The 16,759-nt window shown below is 66.0% G+C and carries 13 protein-coding genes and 1 pseudogene; 5 read left to right on the top strand and 9 right to left on the bottom strand.

Annotated elements, in window-relative coordinates:
• Nucleotides 1-756, top strand: a pseudogene (locus VIQ49_RS00970) (hypothetical protein); the annotation flags it as partial.
• Nucleotides 757-776: 20 nt separating this feature from the next.
• The gene (gene coaE / locus VIQ49_RS00965; RefSeq protein ID WP_331879963.1) at nucleotides 777-1,694 is read left to right on the top strand and encodes a dephospho-CoA kinase; all 918 of its coding nucleotides are present in this window, start codon (nucleotides 777-779) and stop codon (nucleotides 1,692-1,694) included.
• Between the two features lie 78 nt (nucleotides 1,695-1,772).
• On the opposite strand, the gene VIQ49_RS00960 is transcribed toward coaE, so the two are convergent.
• On the bottom strand, nucleotides 1,773-2,288 hold the full coding sequence (locus VIQ49_RS00960; protein WP_331879962.1) for a DUF402 domain-containing protein: 516 nt from the start codon (nucleotides 2,286-2,288) through the stop codon (nucleotides 1,773-1,775).
• Nucleotides 2,289-2,363: 75 nt separating this feature from the next.
• Between VIQ49_RS00960 and uvrB the strand changes: the two genes are divergently transcribed.
• Nucleotides 2,364-4,520 carry an excinuclease ABC subunit UvrB gene (gene uvrB / locus VIQ49_RS00955; protein ID WP_331879961.1) on the top strand — a complete coding sequence of 719 codons (2,157 nt, stop codon included), beginning with the start codon at nucleotides 2,364-2,366 and terminating at the stop codon, nucleotides 4,518-4,520.
• Between the two features lie 170 nt (nucleotides 4,521-4,690).
• Nucleotides 4,691-5,137 (top strand): universal stress protein, encoded by a 447-nt coding sequence (locus VIQ49_RS00950; protein WP_331879960.1) that lies wholly within the window; start codon nucleotides 4,691-4,693, stop codon nucleotides 5,135-5,137.
• On the opposite strand, the gene VIQ49_RS00945 is transcribed toward VIQ49_RS00950, so the two are convergent.
• From VIQ49_RS00945 to VIQ49_RS00925, 5 genes are all read right to left on the bottom strand, one after another.
• The gene (locus VIQ49_RS00945) at nucleotides 5,125-7,323 is read right to left on the bottom strand and encodes an ATP-binding domain-containing protein (RefSeq protein ID WP_331879967.1); all 2,199 of its coding nucleotides are present in this window, start codon (nucleotides 7,321-7,323) and stop codon (nucleotides 5,125-5,127) included. The genes VIQ49_RS00950 and VIQ49_RS00945 overlap by 13 nt on opposite strands.
• Before the next feature lie 262 nt (nucleotides 7,324-7,585).
• The gene (locus tag VIQ49_RS00940; protein ID WP_331879959.1) at nucleotides 7,586-7,843 is read right to left on the bottom strand and encodes an HPr family phosphocarrier protein; all 258 of its coding nucleotides are present in this window, start codon (nucleotides 7,841-7,843) and stop codon (nucleotides 7,586-7,588) included.
• Between the two features lie 70 nt (nucleotides 7,844-7,913).
• On the bottom strand, nucleotides 7,914-9,989 hold the full coding sequence (locus tag VIQ49_RS00935) for a fructose-specific PTS transporter subunit EIIC (RefSeq protein ID WP_331879958.1): 2,076 nt from the start codon (nucleotides 9,987-9,989) through the stop codon (nucleotides 7,914-7,916).
• 86 nt (nucleotides 9,990-10,075) lie between these two features.
• A complete protein-coding gene (locus tag VIQ49_RS00930) occupies nucleotides 10,076-11,056 on the bottom strand; it encodes a 1-phosphofructokinase family hexose kinase (protein WP_331879956.1) in 981 nt (326 codons plus the stop codon).
• Nucleotides 11,053-11,820, bottom strand: coding sequence for a DeoR/GlpR family DNA-binding transcription regulator (locus VIQ49_RS00925; RefSeq protein WP_331879955.1), 768 nt, complete (start codon nucleotides 11,818-11,820; stop codon nucleotides 11,053-11,055). Before VIQ49_RS00925 ends, VIQ49_RS00930 begins: the two co-directional genes overlap by 4 nt.
• Before the next feature lie 176 nt (nucleotides 11,821-11,996).
• Between VIQ49_RS00925 and VIQ49_RS00920 the strand changes: the two genes are divergently transcribed.
• Nucleotides 11,997-13,679, top strand: coding sequence for a putative PEP-binding protein (locus tag VIQ49_RS00920; RefSeq protein WP_331879954.1), 1,683 nt, complete (start codon nucleotides 11,997-11,999; stop codon nucleotides 13,677-13,679).
• 25 nt (nucleotides 13,680-13,704) lie between these two features.
• On the opposite strand, the gene VIQ49_RS00915 is transcribed toward VIQ49_RS00920, so the two are convergent.
• From VIQ49_RS00915 to VIQ49_RS00905, 3 genes are all read right to left on the bottom strand, one after another.
• Complete coding sequence (locus tag VIQ49_RS00915; RefSeq protein ID WP_331879953.1) at nucleotides 13,705-14,937, bottom strand: DoxX family protein; 1,233 nt, start codon at nucleotides 14,935-14,937, stop codon at nucleotides 13,705-13,707.
• A 132-nt stretch (nucleotides 14,938-15,069) separates the two neighbouring features.
• On the bottom strand, nucleotides 15,070-15,744 hold the full coding sequence (locus VIQ49_RS00910; RefSeq protein ID WP_331879952.1) for an MBL fold metallo-hydrolase: 675 nt from the start codon (nucleotides 15,742-15,744) through the stop codon (nucleotides 15,070-15,072).
• Nucleotides 15,745-15,781: 37 nt separating this feature from the next.
• Nucleotides 15,782-16,759: a GlxA family transcriptional regulator gene (locus tag VIQ49_RS00905; RefSeq protein WP_331879951.1), complete on the bottom strand. Its 978-nt coding sequence runs from the start codon at nucleotides 16,757-16,759 to the stop codon at nucleotides 15,782-15,784.

The raw sequence follows: 16,759 nt of genomic DNA, 5'->3' as shown, positions 1-16,759 counted from the left end.
CCCGCCGAATTGTCCCGCGGCAAAGCGGAATCTGTGAAACATCAAGTGCCGCCGCACCACGGTGTCGCGGTCGCACGCGCCGACGGCAGTCTCGTGACCACCGTCGGAACCGAAGAGGCGCGCACCGGCATCGCGATCCTCGGACCGGACAATGCCGTGGTGGCGAGCAATGATCAATGCCCCGGTGTCCACGGCGAGGCGATCGCCGCAGAGGGCACACTGTCGTTCGGTTGCCAGGACGGCATTCTCATCGTGCAGGGCAACGAGATTCGGAAGGTCACCAGCCCCGACCCCTACGGCCGGATCGGAAATCAGGCCGGCTCAGAGGTATCCCCGGTCGTTCTCGGTGATTACAAGGTTGACAAGGACGCCGAGCTCGAACGCCCGACCAGGATCAGCCTGACCAACACCGGGACAGGCGAACTCAGGCTCGTCGATCTGGGAACCAGCTACAGCTTCCGGTCGCTGGCGCGCGGACCGCAGGGTGAAGCGCTCGTCCTCGGCACCGATGGCGACATCCACGTGATCGACCCGGCCTCGGGCACCGAGATCAAACGCATCGAAGCAGTCGCGGATTGGACCGAACCGACCGAGTGGCAGGACCCGCGGCCGACGATCTTTGTCATGGACTCGACCGCGTACGTCACCGATCCGGCGAACAACAAGATCCTGGCAGTGGATCTCGGTACCGGTGACATCACCGCCGAAAGCACATTCAGTGCGGCACCCAACGAGCTGACCGGCGTCACCGGCTGACCATCTGCAAGACTGGGTCGGTGATTCGAGTAGGCCTGACCGGCGGTATCGGCGCCGGAAAATCCACGGTGGCACGCACACTGACCGAGCGCGGTGCGTATCTCATCGACGCGGACGTCATCGCCCGGGAAGTGGTGGCACCGGGCAGTGACGGTCTCGCCCGGCTGGTCGACGCGTTCGGAGCGGACATCCTGCTTCCGGACGGCGCCCTCGACCGGGCAGCACTGGCCGCCAAGGCTTTTGTCGATGACGAGCAGCGAACCAAGCTCAACGGCATCACGCACCCGCTGGTCGGTGCGCGCGCCGCCGAACTGCTCGACGCGGCGCCCGACGACGCGATCGTGCTCCAGGACATCCCGCTGCTGGTGGAGAACCGGACCGCGCCGTTCTTCCATCTGGTGGTCATCGTGCACGCCGACGAAGACGTCCGGCTGGCTCGGCTGACCGGCCAGCGCGGTATGCCGGAGGACGACGCCCGGGCGCGGATCCGGGCCCAGGCGAGTGTCGAGGACCGGCGCGCGGTCGCGGATGTGTGGCTCGACAACAGCGGCACCCCCGACGACCTCGCGGCGCTGGCGGCCGCGCTGTGGGACGAGCGGCTCGTTCCGTACGAGCGGGGGGTCCGCACCCGGGTCTGCGCGCCGCAACCGGGTGCCGAAGTGGCCTACCGGGAGGAATGGCCGGTTGATGCGACCCGTCTGACGAATCGGTTGCGCGTGCTCGGCGGCGACAAGATTGCCGACATCAAGCACGTGGGACGCACGGCCGAGGTCGGGTCAGCGTCGGTCGACGTCATCGAACTCGACGTCGCCCTGGCCGACGGGGCGTCTGCAGCGGATCTGGTCGATCCGCTCTCGGACGGCGGATTCCCGGTTCTGAGTCCGGGTGTGCACGCCAACGCCGACCCCGGTCGGGCAGTCACCATCACCCTGATCTGATCCCAGCCCCCCACCACACCCCGATAGTGTGGTGTTTTGGTGGTGCTCACCTGCGGTTTTGTTCGCCAAAACGCCACATTATCGGGGAGGCCAGGTGAGTTCGGCGCCTTCTGAGGCAAGCCAGGCCTCGACGTCGTTGCCGTGCGCGGCCGCCCCGGTCATCGTGCGGGTCGCGATGTGGACCGCGGCCTCGGCGTTCTCGCGGGGGATCAACCCGGCAGCGTGGGCGTCGAACAATTCGTCGACATCCTCGAGTTCGAGGTGGCCCGGACGATCGATCAGATCGAGATACCAGTCCTCCGAATGCCAACAACCGTCCGCGTCGGGGCCGGTGAACACACCGACATCGAGGTAGAGGCGCTGGTCGCGCTCGTGTCCGGGACGGAAATGGAAGATGCTGGCCCGGAGCCCGAGGTCGGGGAGTAGCCAGGACTGCAGCCGGCTGAACTGTCGATGATCGGCGGGCCGGTCCATGTACAGGCCGAAGTCGGTGGTCCTGTAGACCTCGACGTCGCGGATGAACCCCTTGGGATCGGTGTTGGTGCGTCCGGGGACGTCGAAGATCTCGTGTTTGGGAGGGTGCGGCGCAGCCATCGCGACAACCTAACCCACTCGGGTGTTCACTGTCGGCGTACGCGCCGTGTCAGAGGTCGCGATTACTCTGGCCCCATGGCGTTTGCAGCAGAACATCCGATCATTGCGCATTCGGAATTTCGCCCGGTCGGAGAGATCGAACGTACCGAGGCCACATTCGAAGTGGTCAGTGATCACAAGCCGGCGGGCGATCAGCCGACGGCGATCAAAGAACTGCAGAAGAGACTGTCCGACGGTGAGAAAGACATCGTCCTGCTCGGTGCCACCGGTACCGGTAAGTCGGCCACCACTGCCTGGCTGATCGAGAAGGTCCAACGGCCGACGCTGGTGATGGCACCGAACAAGACGCTTGCCGCCCAGCTCGCCAACGAGCTCCGGGACATGTTGCCCAACAACGCCGTTGAGTACTTCGTCTCGTACTACGACTACTACCAGCCCGAGGCGTACATCGCACAGACAGACACCTACATCGAGAAGGACTCGTCGATCAATGACGACGTCGAGAGGTTGCGCCACTCGGCGACGTTCAACCTGCTGTCACGTCGCGACGTGGTCGTGGTGGCGTCGGTGTCGTGCATCTACGGCCTCGGCACGCCGCAGTCGTACCTCGATCGTTCGGTGCAGCTCGAGGTCGGGCAAGAGGTCGACCGCGACGCCCTGCTGCGGCTGCTGGTCGATGTCCAGTACAGCCGCAACGACGTCAGCTTCACCCGCGGCAGTTTCCGCGTGCGGGGTGACACCGTCGAGATCATCCCCTCGTACGAGGAGCTGGCGATCCGAATCGAGTTCTTCGGCGACGAGATCGAAGCGCTGTACTACCTGCATCCGCTGACCGGTGACGTGATCCGTCAGGTCGAAGGGCTGCGGATCTTCCCGGCCACGCACTACGTCGCAGGGCCCGAACGCATGGAGCGGGCGATCGGGTCGATCGAGGCCGAACTCGAAGAACGTCTCGCCGAACTGGAGGGCAAGGGCAAGCTGCTCGAAGCGCAGCGGCTGCGGATGCGAACCAACTACGACGTCGAGATGATGCGGCAGGTCGGCTTCTGTTCGGGCATCGAGAATTACTCACGTCACATAGACGGCCGCGGCGCAGGCAGTGCGCCGGCCACGCTCATCGACTACTTCCCGGAAGACTTCCTGCTGGTGATCGACGAGTCGCATGTCACGGTCCCGCAGATCGGTGCCATGTATGAGGGCGACATGTCGCGCAAACGCAATCTGGTCGACTTCGGCTTTCGGTTGCCATCGGCGGTCGACAACCGGCCGCTGACCTGGAGTGAGTTCACCGACCGTATCGGGCAGACGGTGTACCTGTCGGCCACGCCGGGCCCGTATGAGCTGGGACAGTCGAACGGCGAGTTCGTCGAGCAGGTGATCCGGCCGACCGGACTCGTCGACCCGCAGGTGGTCGTCAAACCGACCAAGGGCCAGATCGACGACCTGATCCACGAGATCCGGGAACGCACCGAAAAGGACGAGCGGGTCCTGGTCACCACACTGACCAAGAAGATGTCGGAAGACCTCACCGACTACCTGCTCGAGATGGGTATCCGGGTGCGCTATCTGCACTCGGAGGTCGATACCTTGCGGCGCGTCGAACTCCTCCGTCAGCTCCGGCTCGGTGACTACGACGTACTCGTCGGAATCAACCTTCTCCGTGAGGGTTTGGACCTGCCCGAGGTTTCGCTGGTCGCGATCCTCGACGCAGACAAAGAAGGGTTCCTGCGGAGTACCACCAGCCTGATCCAGACGATCGGCCGTGCGGCCCGAAACGTTTCGGGTGAAGTGCACATGTACGCCGACAAGATCACCGACTCGATGCGCAATGCGATCGAGGAGACCGACCGCCGTCGCGAGAAGCAGGTCGCCTACAACAAGAAGATGGGTGTCGATCCGAAGCCGCTACGCAAGAAGATCGCCGACATCCTCGATCAGGTCTACGAAGAGGCCGAAGACGCTGTCGCCGTGGGTGGTTCGGGTCGCAATGCGAGTCGTGGCCGGCGGGCGCAGGGCGAACCGGGCCGGTCGTCGACGTCATCGGGTGTTCTCGAGGGCCGGGACGTGTCGGCGATGCCACGTGCCGAACTGGCCGACCTCATCGGCGCGCTGACCGATCAGATGATGAACGCTGCCCGCGATCTCCAGTTCGAACTCGCAGGTCGCCTGCGCGATGAGATAGCCGATCTGAAGAAAGAGCTGCGCGGGATGGACGCAGCCGGGATCTCTTGATTCAACTTACCTGTGACGCGAGTGACAGTAAGAATTACCCGCAGGTCAGCGGGCGTTGCGGTGTGCGCTTCCGCTGATACCTGATTCTTGAACCCGCGGAGCGATATACCCTCTCGGAAGGCAACGCCGCGGGGCGTGACCATATGCAAGCACGTTTATTGGAGGAATGAATGAGCGCATACCAGACCGTCGTAGTGGGAACCGATGGATCTGAATCGTCGATGAAGGCCGTGGAACGAGCGGGGGCGATCAGTGGGGACTCGGCACAGTTGATCATCGCGTGCGCATACTTCCCGACCGATGACAAGGACGTGTCGGCGGCATCAGATGTGCTCAAGGACGAGGGCTACCAGGTTCACGGGTCCGCACCCACCGAAGAGATCCTCAGAACCGCCAAGGAACGCGCCGCGGCCGCCGGTGGCGTCAACATCTCCACCCGGCCCGTCGTCGGTGCGCCGGTTGACGCATTGCTGAACCTCGTCGCAGACAGCAAGGCCGATCTGTTGGTGGTGGGCAACAAGGGACTCAACTCGATCGCCGGCCGGTTGCTGGGTTCGGTCCCGGCGGACGTCGCCCGCAAGTCGCGGTCGGACGTCCTGATCGTTCACACCGTCTGAGCGGCCTGACGTAGAGGCAGGGGCAACTCGGCGCTGTGCACAACCGCCAGCTGCTGGGTTGCCCGGGTGAGCGCGACATAGAGATCGCCCCATCCGCGTGCTGACTGCCGCACGATCATCGACGGTTCGATCACGATGGTGCGGTTGAACTCCAGGCCCTTGCACTGCGCCACCGTGAGGACCGAGAGTTCGATTCCGCCACCGCGATTCTCTGTGGCGTAGCGAATTTCGTCGACCAGCTCATCCGGGGCGATGATCGCGGCAATCCCGTCGAGCGGCTCGGCAGCGAGTCTGGCCGCCACCGAACCGATCTCGTCGGCCGATGTCTGCTCGAACACCGGCGGACGGCCACTCGATCGGATCGAGGTGGGCGCCGACATCTCGCTGTCGATCTGTTCGAGGATCGGGGCCGCGACCGCCATGATCTCGCTGGGTGTGCGGTAGTTGACCGTCAGGTCGAACTTGCGCCACCGTTGCGCCACATACGGCGTGAGTACCTCGCCCCATGAGTTCGTCCCGGCCGGATCTCCGGTCTGCGCGGTGTCGCCGATGACGGTCATCCAGCGATTCGGGATGCGGCGCATGATCATTCGCCAGGCCATCGCCGACAACTCCTGGGCCTCGTCGACGATCACGTGGCCGAACGTCCAGGTGCGGTCGTTGTGTGCACGTTCCGCTGTGGTCAGTGCCACTCGGTTGGTCTGGCGGGCCGCGAGTTGTTCGGCGTCGATCAGGTCGTACGCCATCAGGATCTCCGGATCGAGTTCGTCTTCGAGGTCTTGAGGTGCCGATCCGGTCAGGATGTCGAGCGCATCCTGCGCATCTGACAGTTTTTGACGCCACTGGGCGCGTTCGCGCTCTTCGTCCCCGTCGTTGTCGATGCCGATGATCTCGGCCAGTTCGTCGAGGAGGGGTGCATCCGCGGCGCTGAAACCGCCACGCGAGGTGCGCAGGAGTGCGTCCCGGTCGGCTTGTGGCCAGCCGGGTGTCGCGGACTTGATCCGGTCCGCCGACGTGAGCAGGTCCGCAAGCACCACCTGGGGCGACAGTTGCGGCCAGAAATGTGCCAGTGCGGCATTGATGTCCGGGTCTTCTCGCATCTCGTCGCGGATGTCCGCGATGTCGGCGCCGCTCATCAATTGGGAACCGTCGATCAGGCTCGATCCGATCCGTTCGGCGTGTTGCTGAGCCAGCGCGTCGAACGCCGAGCGCAGGAACACCGACCGGGCGTGGTTGTGCGGTCGTCGCGATGACCGGGCCCGACCGCGGGCGCGCTGGATCACCTTGCTGGTGATCGCGACCTCATATCCCTCGAACTTCAGGATGATCGGCGACGACGGCAGTTCCTGGCGATCCCGGACCGCCTGCTTCAGAACGTCGACGATGGCCAGATCGCCCTTGCGAGTGGACGCGACGGGATTGTCGGTGAGGGTGGCGTGCACGCCCGGGTAGAGATCGCCGATCGTCGACAGCAGGACGCCGCTCTCGCCGAGTGACGGCAGCACCTGTCCGATGTACTTCAGGAATGTGGTGTTGGGGCCGATGATGAGAACGCCACTGCGCGCGAGGGTTTCGCGATAGGTGTACAGCAGGTAGGCGGCACGGTGGAGCGCGACCGCCGTCTTGCCGGTGCCCGGTCCGCCCTGGACCACCAGCACGCCGCGGTGCGGCGACCGGATGATGACGTCCTGCTCGCGCTGAATGGTTTCGACGATGTCGTTCATGTGCCCGGTGCGGGCGGCGTTGAGGGCGGTGATCAACGCAGTTTCGTTGACCACATCGCCGTGGCCGGTGTCGCCGGTGTCGGCGATCTCGGTGACATCGAGCCGCTCTTCGTTGATTGCGGTGATCGTGCGGTTCCGGGTGCGGACGTGACTTCGCGTCTGCACGTCTTCCGGCGATGCGGGGGTCGCGAGGTAGAACGGGCGACTGAGCGGTGCCCGCCAATCGAGCAGGAGCGTGGTGTCCTGATCGTCGTCATCGAGGATGCCGATGCGACCGATCCGGCGGATCTCGCCGCTGTCGAGGTCGAGGCGGCCGAAATAGAGATTGTGCTCAGCGGCGTCGAACTTGGTCAGATCGTCGTTGTACAGACGTTCATAGGATTCGCGTTCGGAACGGGCCTGCGGGGTGCCACCGGTGTTGCGCAGCGCAGACGCCAGCCGCGTCTGAGTGTTGCGGCGCATCCGGTCGAGCCGACCGTATACGCGATCCAGATGGTGTTGTTCGGCCTCGAACACAGTCCTCCTCGGTGTACTGCAGCAGCTTGTGGAACGGGGGATCCGGCTGCGCCCGTGCGCGCACAAAACTCGGGACAAAGAGATTCTGGCCGCGTCTGGCGCGCACATAAAAATGGTGCCAAAGAATAACGCGGTGGGCCGGATAAAGCTTCCCGGCCCACCGCGTCACCACGAGGATGTGGCCTGCTATCAGGCCTTGCGTCGTCGTTCAGGCGTCGAGATCCGAGGCCACGAGCCCCGCGACCTTGTCGAGTGTTCCCGGATCGTCGCTGGTGACGATGACCTCGGTGCCGGCCGTGGCGCCAAGCGTCATGATCAGCAGGGCCGAACCGGCGTCGACAGGCTCACCGCCGGCCACGGCGAGGGTGACCGGGACCCCGGCGGCGGAGACGGCTTCGGCGATGGTGGCCGCGGGGCGGGCGTGAAGGCCGATGGACGATCCGACGGCAACGGTGGTACTGGGCATGACTTTCTCCTTTGATCGTTTCGATGTTGAGGTTGTCGAGCGTGGGTGATGCTGAGATCTGTGGTGCTGATCAGGCGGCGGTGAGGACCGGTGCCTGCGCATCGGCCACCTTGCGGGGGCGGATGAACTGCTTGGCTGCGACAACGCACAGCGCCGAGACGATGGTTCCCGCTGCCAGGGCGACGAAGAACCACAGGAGTCCGCCGATGGCGAACGAGACGAAGATGCCGCCGTGCGGCGCGCTCAGCGTCACGCCGAACGCCATGATCAGACCGCCCGTCACGGCGCCGCCCGCCATCATCGATGGAATCACGCGGAACGGGTCTGCCGCCGCGAACGGGATAGCTCCTTCGGAGATGAACGAGGCGCCCAGCAGCCACGCCGCCTTGCCGTTCTCGCGTTCGGCGGGTGTGAAGAGTCCGGGTCGGACGGTCGAGGCCAGGGCCATCGCCAGGGGCGGCACCATGCCGGCCGCCATGACCGCGGCCATGATCTGCAGCGACGCGTTGTCGGTGACCGAGAGGCCGGCGACCGCGAAGGCGTACGCGGCCTTGTTGACCGGACCGCCGAGGTCGAAGCACATCATCAGGCCGAGGATGATCCCGAGCAGCACTGCCGACGAGCCCGACAATCCGTTCAGCCAATCGGTCAGGCCATCGGTGATCGCGGCCAGAGGCTTCCCGAGCACGATGAACATCAGCAGGCCGACCACGAGCGAGGCGAACAGCGGGATGATCACCACCGGCATGAGGCCCCGCGCCCACTGAGGGACGCCGATCCGGCCGATGTAGAGGGCGGCGAACCCGGCGATCAGACCACCGACGAGGCCACCGATGAATCCGGCTCCGACGAAGACGGCCACCGCACCCGCGGTGAAACCGGGCGCCAGGCCCGGGCGGTCGGCGATGGCGAAGGCTATGTAGCCCGCGAGTGCCGGTACCAGGAAGCTGAAGGCCAGCGAACCGAGCTGGAACAGCACGGCGCCGAGGTAGGTCATGAGTCCGCCGTCGGGCAGCGACGTCAACGAGTTGTCGAGGGTGATGTCTGACGCGGTCTCGGTGATCTCGTAGCCCGCGAACAGGAATCCGAGCGCGATGAGCAGGCCGCCGGCGGCGACGAACGGGATCATGTAGCTGACGCCGGTCAGGAGGATCTGCCGCAATCGGGTACCCCAGCCGACGTCGCCACCGCCGGTCTGTTCGGCATCGGACGCCGCGGAACCGGCGACCCTGGCGGCGTTCGGATCGAGACCCGCGCGCCGCGCTTCGGCGATCATCGTGTCGGGCTCGTTGATGGCGCGCTTGACGCCGGACGCGACAACGGGCTTACCGGCAAAACGTTCTTTGCCCTTGACTCCGACATCGGTTGCGAAGATCACCGCACTCGCGCCCGCGATGACGTCCGGCGACAGGGGAGTACTCCCCGACGAACCCTGGGTCTCGACATGGACTTTCACTCCGGCGCGCTCACCGGCTGCCACCAGCGAATCGGCGGCCATGTACGTGTGTGCGATGCCGGTGGGGCAGGCGGTGATCGCCACGATGGTCTGCTCGGCGCCCGACGGGCCGGCGTCGCCGACAGGTTCGGAGGGCGCTTTCGCGGTGCTGACCTTGTCCGCGGCCGGCGGCGTGGTGGCGGCCGGGGTCGCTGGTGTGGTCGCCGGTGCCGGGTGAAGGACATCTTCGACGAGCCCGACCACGTCGTCCGGACCGGGTGCGTTGCGCAGCGCCGACACGAACTCCGGCTTCACCAGAGCGCGGGCCAGCGAAGAGAGCAGTTTCATGTGCTCGGCTCCGGCGCCGGCGGGTGCGGCGATCAGGAACACGAGGTCGGCGGGACCGTCGGGAGCGCCGAAGTCGACCTTCGGGTCGAGCCGGGCGAATCCGAGGGAGGCCGCGACGATGGACTCATCCCGGCAGTGCGGGATCGCGATCCCCCCGGGAAGTCCGGTGGCGGACTGCGATTCGCGGGCCAGGGCGGCGTCGCGCAGGCTGTTGACGTCGGTGGTGCGTCCGGCGGCAGCGAGCTGCTGGGCCAGCGCCTCGATGACCGCCTCTTTGGTGGTGCCGAGCCCGGCATCGAGCGTGATCAATTCCGGGGTGATGATCGCCGGAACCGGGCCGGTGTGGATCGTCGGGTTGGACATGACGGATTCCTTATATCGTGATTCAAGGTCAGGATTTCGAGCTGCGCGCTCGGCGTGTGAAGCGATGCGCGGATCTGGTGTGGCCATCAGGAGCTACCGAGGACCGAGGTCAGCGCGGTGACGGTCACGGCGCTCGGGTTGGTGTGATGAGGACTCGGTAGTGCCGTGCCGGGTAAGGCGGCGGCCGCACTTCCGTACGCGACCGCCATTGCTAGGCGGTCAGCTGGTCCGGCGTTTTCCAGATCAGCGAGTAGATATCCGGCCAGCGACGAATCGCCGGCACCGACTGTGCTCCGCGGCGCGATCGGAGGTGTGGTGGCGTGCCAGGCGCCGGTCGGTGTGACCAGCACTGCGCCCGCGGCGCCGAGGGTGGCGAGCACGGTCTGTGGCCCACCGCGCTCGATCAGCGAGCGGGCCGCGCGAGCGGTGGGGTAGGGATCGCCCCGTTCGGCGGCGCGCTCGAGTTCGATGCCGTCAGTATCGGTGAGCTGACCCAGCTCCTCGGCATTCGGTTTGATCAGATCTGGTGCGGCAGTATCGAATTCGGACGCCAGCGCGCGAAGTGGGCCGTCCGAGGTGTCGACGGCGATCTTGGCGGGTCCGGTCCGGAGCCTGGCGACGAGCTCGGCGTACCAGCGGTCGGGGACACCGGGTGGCAGCGAGCCCGACAACACAACCCACGTGGCCGACGCGGCGAGATCACGGAGGGAGGTGGCCAGGGCATCGAGTTGCTCGGGGAGCAGCGCGGCACCCGGCTCATTGATCTTGGTGGTGGTCCCGTCCGGCTCGGTCACTGTGAGGTTCACCCGGGCGGCACCGGGATGCATGATCGCGTGGTGTGCGATGCCGGATTCGGTCAGCGCCTGAAGCAGCGGTTCGCTCGGGTTGCCGGGGAGTACGGCCACCGCGTTCTCACCGGCAGAGGTGATCACCCGGGCGACGTTGACACCTTTGCCACCGGGATGTGAGGTCGCCGTGGTGGCGCGGTGGACGGCGCCACGACGGAGTGGCTCGGCCAGCGTGACGGTGCGGTCGATGCTGGGATTGGCGGTCAGCGTGATGATCATGCCGTCACCACGTCGATGCCGGCGTCGACGAACTCGGCGCGGGCGTCGTCGGAGAGATCGGAATCGGTGATGAGCACATCGACCCGGTCGATCGGGGCGAAGCTGATCAGATCCTCGCGTCCGACCTTCGACGAGTCCGTGACGACCACAACCTGATGCGCGGATTCGACCATGGCCCGCTTGATCGCGGCTTCGTCGCTGTCGGGCGTGGACAGCCCGTGGCGCATGCTGATCCCGTTGGTTCCGACAACCGCGACGTCGACGCGCATCGTGGACAGTGTGCGTAGGGCGTCGTCGCCGACGACGGCCTGGGTGATGCCGCGGACGCGCCCGCCCAGCAGATGCAAGCGCAGTCCGCCGAGGCCGCTGACGCGCGTGGCAACCGGAAGCGAGTTGGTGATGACAACCAGGTCCTGGTCTGCGGGAAGATGTGCGGCGACCCGTGCGGTGGTGGTCCCGGCATCGATCAACACACTGCCGCCGGCCGGTGGGAGATGGTCGAGGGCGGCTTTCCCGATGCGTTCCTTCTCGTCCGCGTGACTGTGTTCGCGCTCGGTGGTACCCACTTCGATGGCGGTCAGGGCCGATGCGGGAACCGCACCGCCGTGGACCCGGCGGATGAGGCCGAGCCGGTCGAGGGCGGCAAGGTCGCGGCGAACGGTTTCGGTGGTCACGGCGTACAGCTCGGCGAGGTCGGCGACCGCCATCCGACCCTTCTGCGCGATGACCGATGCCATCGCCTGCTGCCTTTCCTCTGGGTACATCCCGGTCCTCCGATGCGGCCCGCCTCGATGTGGCAAGCGTTGGTTTGTAATGTTGCGTTATGTTGTTTTATGCCCGAACGTATTGCTTTGTCAAGCATTTTAGGTAATCTGGATCACATCAACACGGTGTGTGTGTTCAGACGCACCACATGTTCGGAACGGCTTGAGGAGGTCGGATGGCGATGTCAGCGCAGGTGAAGAGCACGCGTCAGGTTCTGCGAGGTACTCCTGTGGTGCCCGGGGTGGTCCTGGGACCGGCGGTGGTGCCCGGACCACGTGTGGAACCGACGATCGACATGAATCCCGTGCCCGAGGCGGACCGCGACGCAGAGCTACAGGCATTTGGTAAGGCCACCGCCGCGGTTGCGAAGCGACTCCAGGACCGGGCCGCGATATCGAGCGGATCGGCGTCGGAGGTGCTCGCGGCCAACGCGGCGATGGCCACCGATCGAGGATGGCAGGGTGCGGCCGAGAAACTGATCTCCACCGGCAGTTCGGCCGCGGCGGCCGCGGTTGCCGCGACCGCGCAGTTCGCCGACCTGTTCGCGAAGCTCGGTGGGCTGATGGCCGAGCGGGTGACCGACCTCAACGACATCCGGGACCGGGTCCTCGCCGAGTTGTCGGGCCTGCCCGAGCCGGGGGTCCCGGTTCCGGACGTGCCCTCCGTACTCCTCGCCGACGACCTGGCGCCGGCCGACACCGCCGGGCTCGACCCATCTCTGATCATCGGGCTGGCGACCTCTCTCGGCGGACCGACCAGCCACACCGCGATCATCGCCCGGCAACTCGGGATCCCCTGCGTTGTCGCGGTGATCGGACTCGACACCGTGGTCGCCGGCACGCAGGTGCTGATCGACGGAGGTGCCGGTGAACTCACCGTCTCACCCGACGAGCAGGTGGCGGCGAAGGCCGTGGCCGCACATCAGCTGGTCGCGGCCCGCACCGCCGCATGGTCGGGTCCCGGCGCGACCTCGGACGGCCATCGCGTCGACGTGCTCGCCAATGTGCAAGACGGGGCCGGCGCCCGGGTCGCGGCAGGCACCGCGGCCGGTGGCGTGGGGCTGTTCCGCACCGAACTCTGTTTCCTGGACCGGGAGAAGGAGCCGACGGTCGACGAACAGGCAGCCATCTACCGTGAGGTGATCGAGGCATTCCCCGAATCCAAAGTGGTGTTGCGAACGCTCGACGCCGGCTCGGACAAGCCGCTGCGTTTTGCCAGCCATCCCGACGAGGCCAACCCGGCGCTGGGTGTACGCGGCATTCGAATTGCCGCACGGGACAACGGACTTCTCGATCGTCAGCTCGACGGGGTGGCGGCAGCAGCCGAAGGCCTGCGAGCTCCCTGGGTGATGGCGCCGATGATCTCCACCGCCGCCGAGGCGGAGTGGTTCGCCGGCAAGGTCCGCGAACGCGGATTGGTGCCCGGCGTGATGATCGAGGTGCCGGCCGCGGCGCTGCTGGCGGAGCGAATCCTCGAGTACGTCGATTTCCTGTCCATCGGAACCAACGACCTCGCGCAGTACACGATGGCTGCCGATCGGATGTCGGCGGATCTGGCCGAGCTGACCGACCCTTGGCAGCCGGCGGTGCTGTCGTTGGTTGCCCGGACCGCGGCGGCCGGTGCGGCCGCCGGCAAGCCGGTAGGTGTGTGTGGTGAGGCCGCGGCGGATCCGCTCCTGGCCTGCGTACTGGTCGGACTCGGGGTCACATCATTGTCGGCGGCGGCCTCCGCGGTGGCCGGAGTCGGGGCGAAGCTCGGCGCCGTCAGCCTCGACGATTGCCGTCGGGCCGCCACAGCGGTGTCGCAAACCTCGGATCCGGCGGGTGCGCGGGCCGCAGCCCGTGCGATTCTCGGCTGAGAACCCGCGCACCCACCGAATCGGATCACACCTTCGAGGCGGCCTTCGCTGCGGCCTTGTCGGTGGCTTTCCGGGCCTTCTTCGCCTGCCTGCGGGCACGCGCGGAGAGCTTGGCGCTCTCGTCAGCGGCACGCTCTGCGACCTCGACGCCATACTCGCGCACGGATTCGGCCAACTCCGGGGCCTTCTCACGCACCGTTGCCAGGGCGTGCTCGGCATGCTGGTACGTCGAATCCCAGGCTTTGGCGGCAGAATCGGCGAGCTCTGAGCGGTGATTCGTGGCCGCGTCGATCACCTGCGCCTGCTTCTTCCCGGCCTTCTTGCTCAGCTTGGCCTGCTTCTTGGCCGCAGCCTTGCTCAACTTGGCCTGCTTCTCGGCCGCGGCCTTGTTCAGCGCTGCCTGCTGCTTCGAGGCGGCTTTGCTCAGTGCTGCTTGCCGTTTTGCGGCGGTTTTGCTCAGCGCAGCGCCCTGCTCGGACGCGGCATCCGCCCACACGGCGCCCTTGGCGGCGGCGACGTCGGTCAAATCCGACACACGATCGGAGGCGACGTCGGCGAACTTGCTGCCCTGCTCAGACGCAACCGCGGCCAGCTTGCTGCCGTGATCAGCTGCGACGTCGGCCAACTTGCTGCCGCGATCGGCCGCGACCTCGGCCAGCTCGCCCGATCGCTCGGCCACCACATGTGCGAGCTCACCGGAGCGTTCGGAGAGAACTTCCGCGAAGTGCGATGCCTTGTCGGTGAGTGCGTCGGTCGTGGGTGACCCGTTCGAACCCGATGGCAGCGCTGCCACCAGCTTCTCTCCGGCGTCCGATGCGGCTTTGCGCCCGCGCCACGCGAGTGACGGCTTGCCTTCGGTGTCCACGGTGGCGAGCAGAAGACCGCCGAGCAGACCCACGTTCTGGATGAAGTGTGCCTGCTGCTCGGCCCGCTCGTGCGGGTCGGTCTCGTTCCAGAAATCGTGTCCGGCAAGAGTCGTCGGGACAACAACTCCGGTCAGCGACAGTGCGGCCAGACGCGGGAACTTACCCGTGGCCAACGCCAAACCGCCGACGATGTGGATGGCGCCGTTGAGACGGACCACCGCCTGCGCGTCGGCGGGGATGAGATCTGCGGCCGTCGGCGGTAGCGCCGCCTTGGCCTTGTCGACGAATGGTTGCGTGGCTTCGGCCAACGGTTCCGGACGTCGGATCACCTCGATCCCGGTGGCGATGAACGCCGCAGCGAGCATGGGACGGGCAATTCGGCGAATCAGCATTTAAGGGCCTCCTCAAGACACTGTCTATTCGAATCTGCTTGTCGAAAATTCACGGATTGAACATGGTTGTCGGATGGGGTTCCACCCGAGCGGATAGACGGACATTGACCGGGTACCCCGAGCGCGGGCTTTCTACCAGCCTCGTTCGCGCCACTCGTCGAGATGGGGGCGCTCGGCACCGAGACCGGTGTCGAGACCGTGTCCCGGGTAGACCACCGTGCTGTCGTCGAACCGGTCGAACAGCTTGGTGCTGACGTCGGCGATCAGCGATTGGAAGTCCTCGGGCGTCTGCGACTTGCCGACACCGCCGGGGAACAGACAGTCACCGGTGAACAGGTGGGTGACATCGTCGTCGAAGAACAGGGCGATGGAACCGTCGGTGTGACCCTTGACGTGGATGGTGCCCAGTTTCAGGTTCCCGACCTCGATGACGTCGCCTTCGTCGACGAGCCGATCGGTCGGTACCTGGATCGGCGGCGCGTCGATGCGGCCCGCAGCGGTGGGTAGACCGGTGGCCTTCACCACTTCTTCGAGGGCGATCCAGTGATCGGGGTGCCAGTGGGTGGTGAAGATCGACTCGATGTTGCCGTGGTTCTTGATCAGGTCGATCAGTACATCGGCGTCGTTCGCCGCGTCGATCAGCAACGCCTTGCCGGTTTCGCGGCACGTGATGACGTAGACGTTGTTGTCCATCGGACCGACGGACAGTTTGAGGATCGTTGCATTCGGAGTGGTTTTGCGTTGTGGCACATCCGAATTGCTGAAGTCGCCGGTGTAGTTGTCGGAAATCGGGGCCGCTGCACTCATGAGGTCAACCCTAACCGTCCGGCTGAGGGTTTGTGGCTCACCTGCCCTGGAACGTCCGCCGATAGTGGGTGGGGGAGGTGCCCAGATGGGTCCGGAGCTGGTGGCGCAGATTCGAGCCGGTGACCAGGCCGGACAACTGTGCCACCTCATCCACCGGGAGGTCCCGCGTTTCCAGTAGTTCGCGCGCCAGATGAAGACGCTGTTTTCGTACCCAGACGCCCGGGGTGTCGCCGGTCTCTTCCCGGAATCGGCGGTTGAACGTGCGCACGCTCATGTGTGCGCGTCCGGCCAGCTGGGCAACCGTCAGTGGTTCGGTCAGGTTGTGGCGGGCCCAATCGCGAACACCCGCGGTGGAACTGCTGTCGGACTCGGGAACCGCGGCAGTGATGAACTGTGCTTGTCCACCATCTCGCCACGGTGGGACCACGCAATACTTGGCAACCCGGTTGGCGACCCGCGCACCATGATCGCGCCGGATGATGTGCAGGCAGAGGTCGATGCCGGCCGCGAGGCCCGCCGAGGTGAGGACGTCGCCGTCGTCGACGAACAGAACACCCTCGTCGAGGTCGACGCCCGGATACATCCGGCGGAAGTCGTCCGCCTTGTGCCAGTGGGTGGTCGCCGGTCGGCCGTCGAGGATTCCGGCCGCGGCCAGCGCAAATGCGCCCGTGCAGATCGACACCATACGAGTCCCCGGCCGGACGAGTTCGAACGCCGCCCGGAGGTCGTCGGGGCAGTCGCCCTCGTAGCGCACCGCCGGCATCCGGGTGCCCGGGATCAGGACCGTGTCGGCCTCCGCGAGCGCTTCGGGCCCGTCGCCCGGTATCAGCATGAAGTCGGACATGGTCTCGACGGGATCTGAGGTGAGTCCGGCGAACCGGACGTCGTAGAGCGGACGTCCGCGATCGTCCGTGGCCTGCGAGAACACCATCGAGGGGATTGTTGCGTCGAAGCCGACAACGGGCGCGAGCAAAAGCACCACCAGCCGGTGGGGCGTGAAGTCGTCGTCGATCAT

The sequence above is a fragment of the Williamsia sp. genome (assembly GCF_036566845.1).
Lineage (GTDB): Bacteria > Actinomycetota > Actinomycetes > Mycobacteriales > Mycobacteriaceae > Williamsia.
This window is presented reverse-complemented; position numbering and strand designations above follow the sequence as displayed.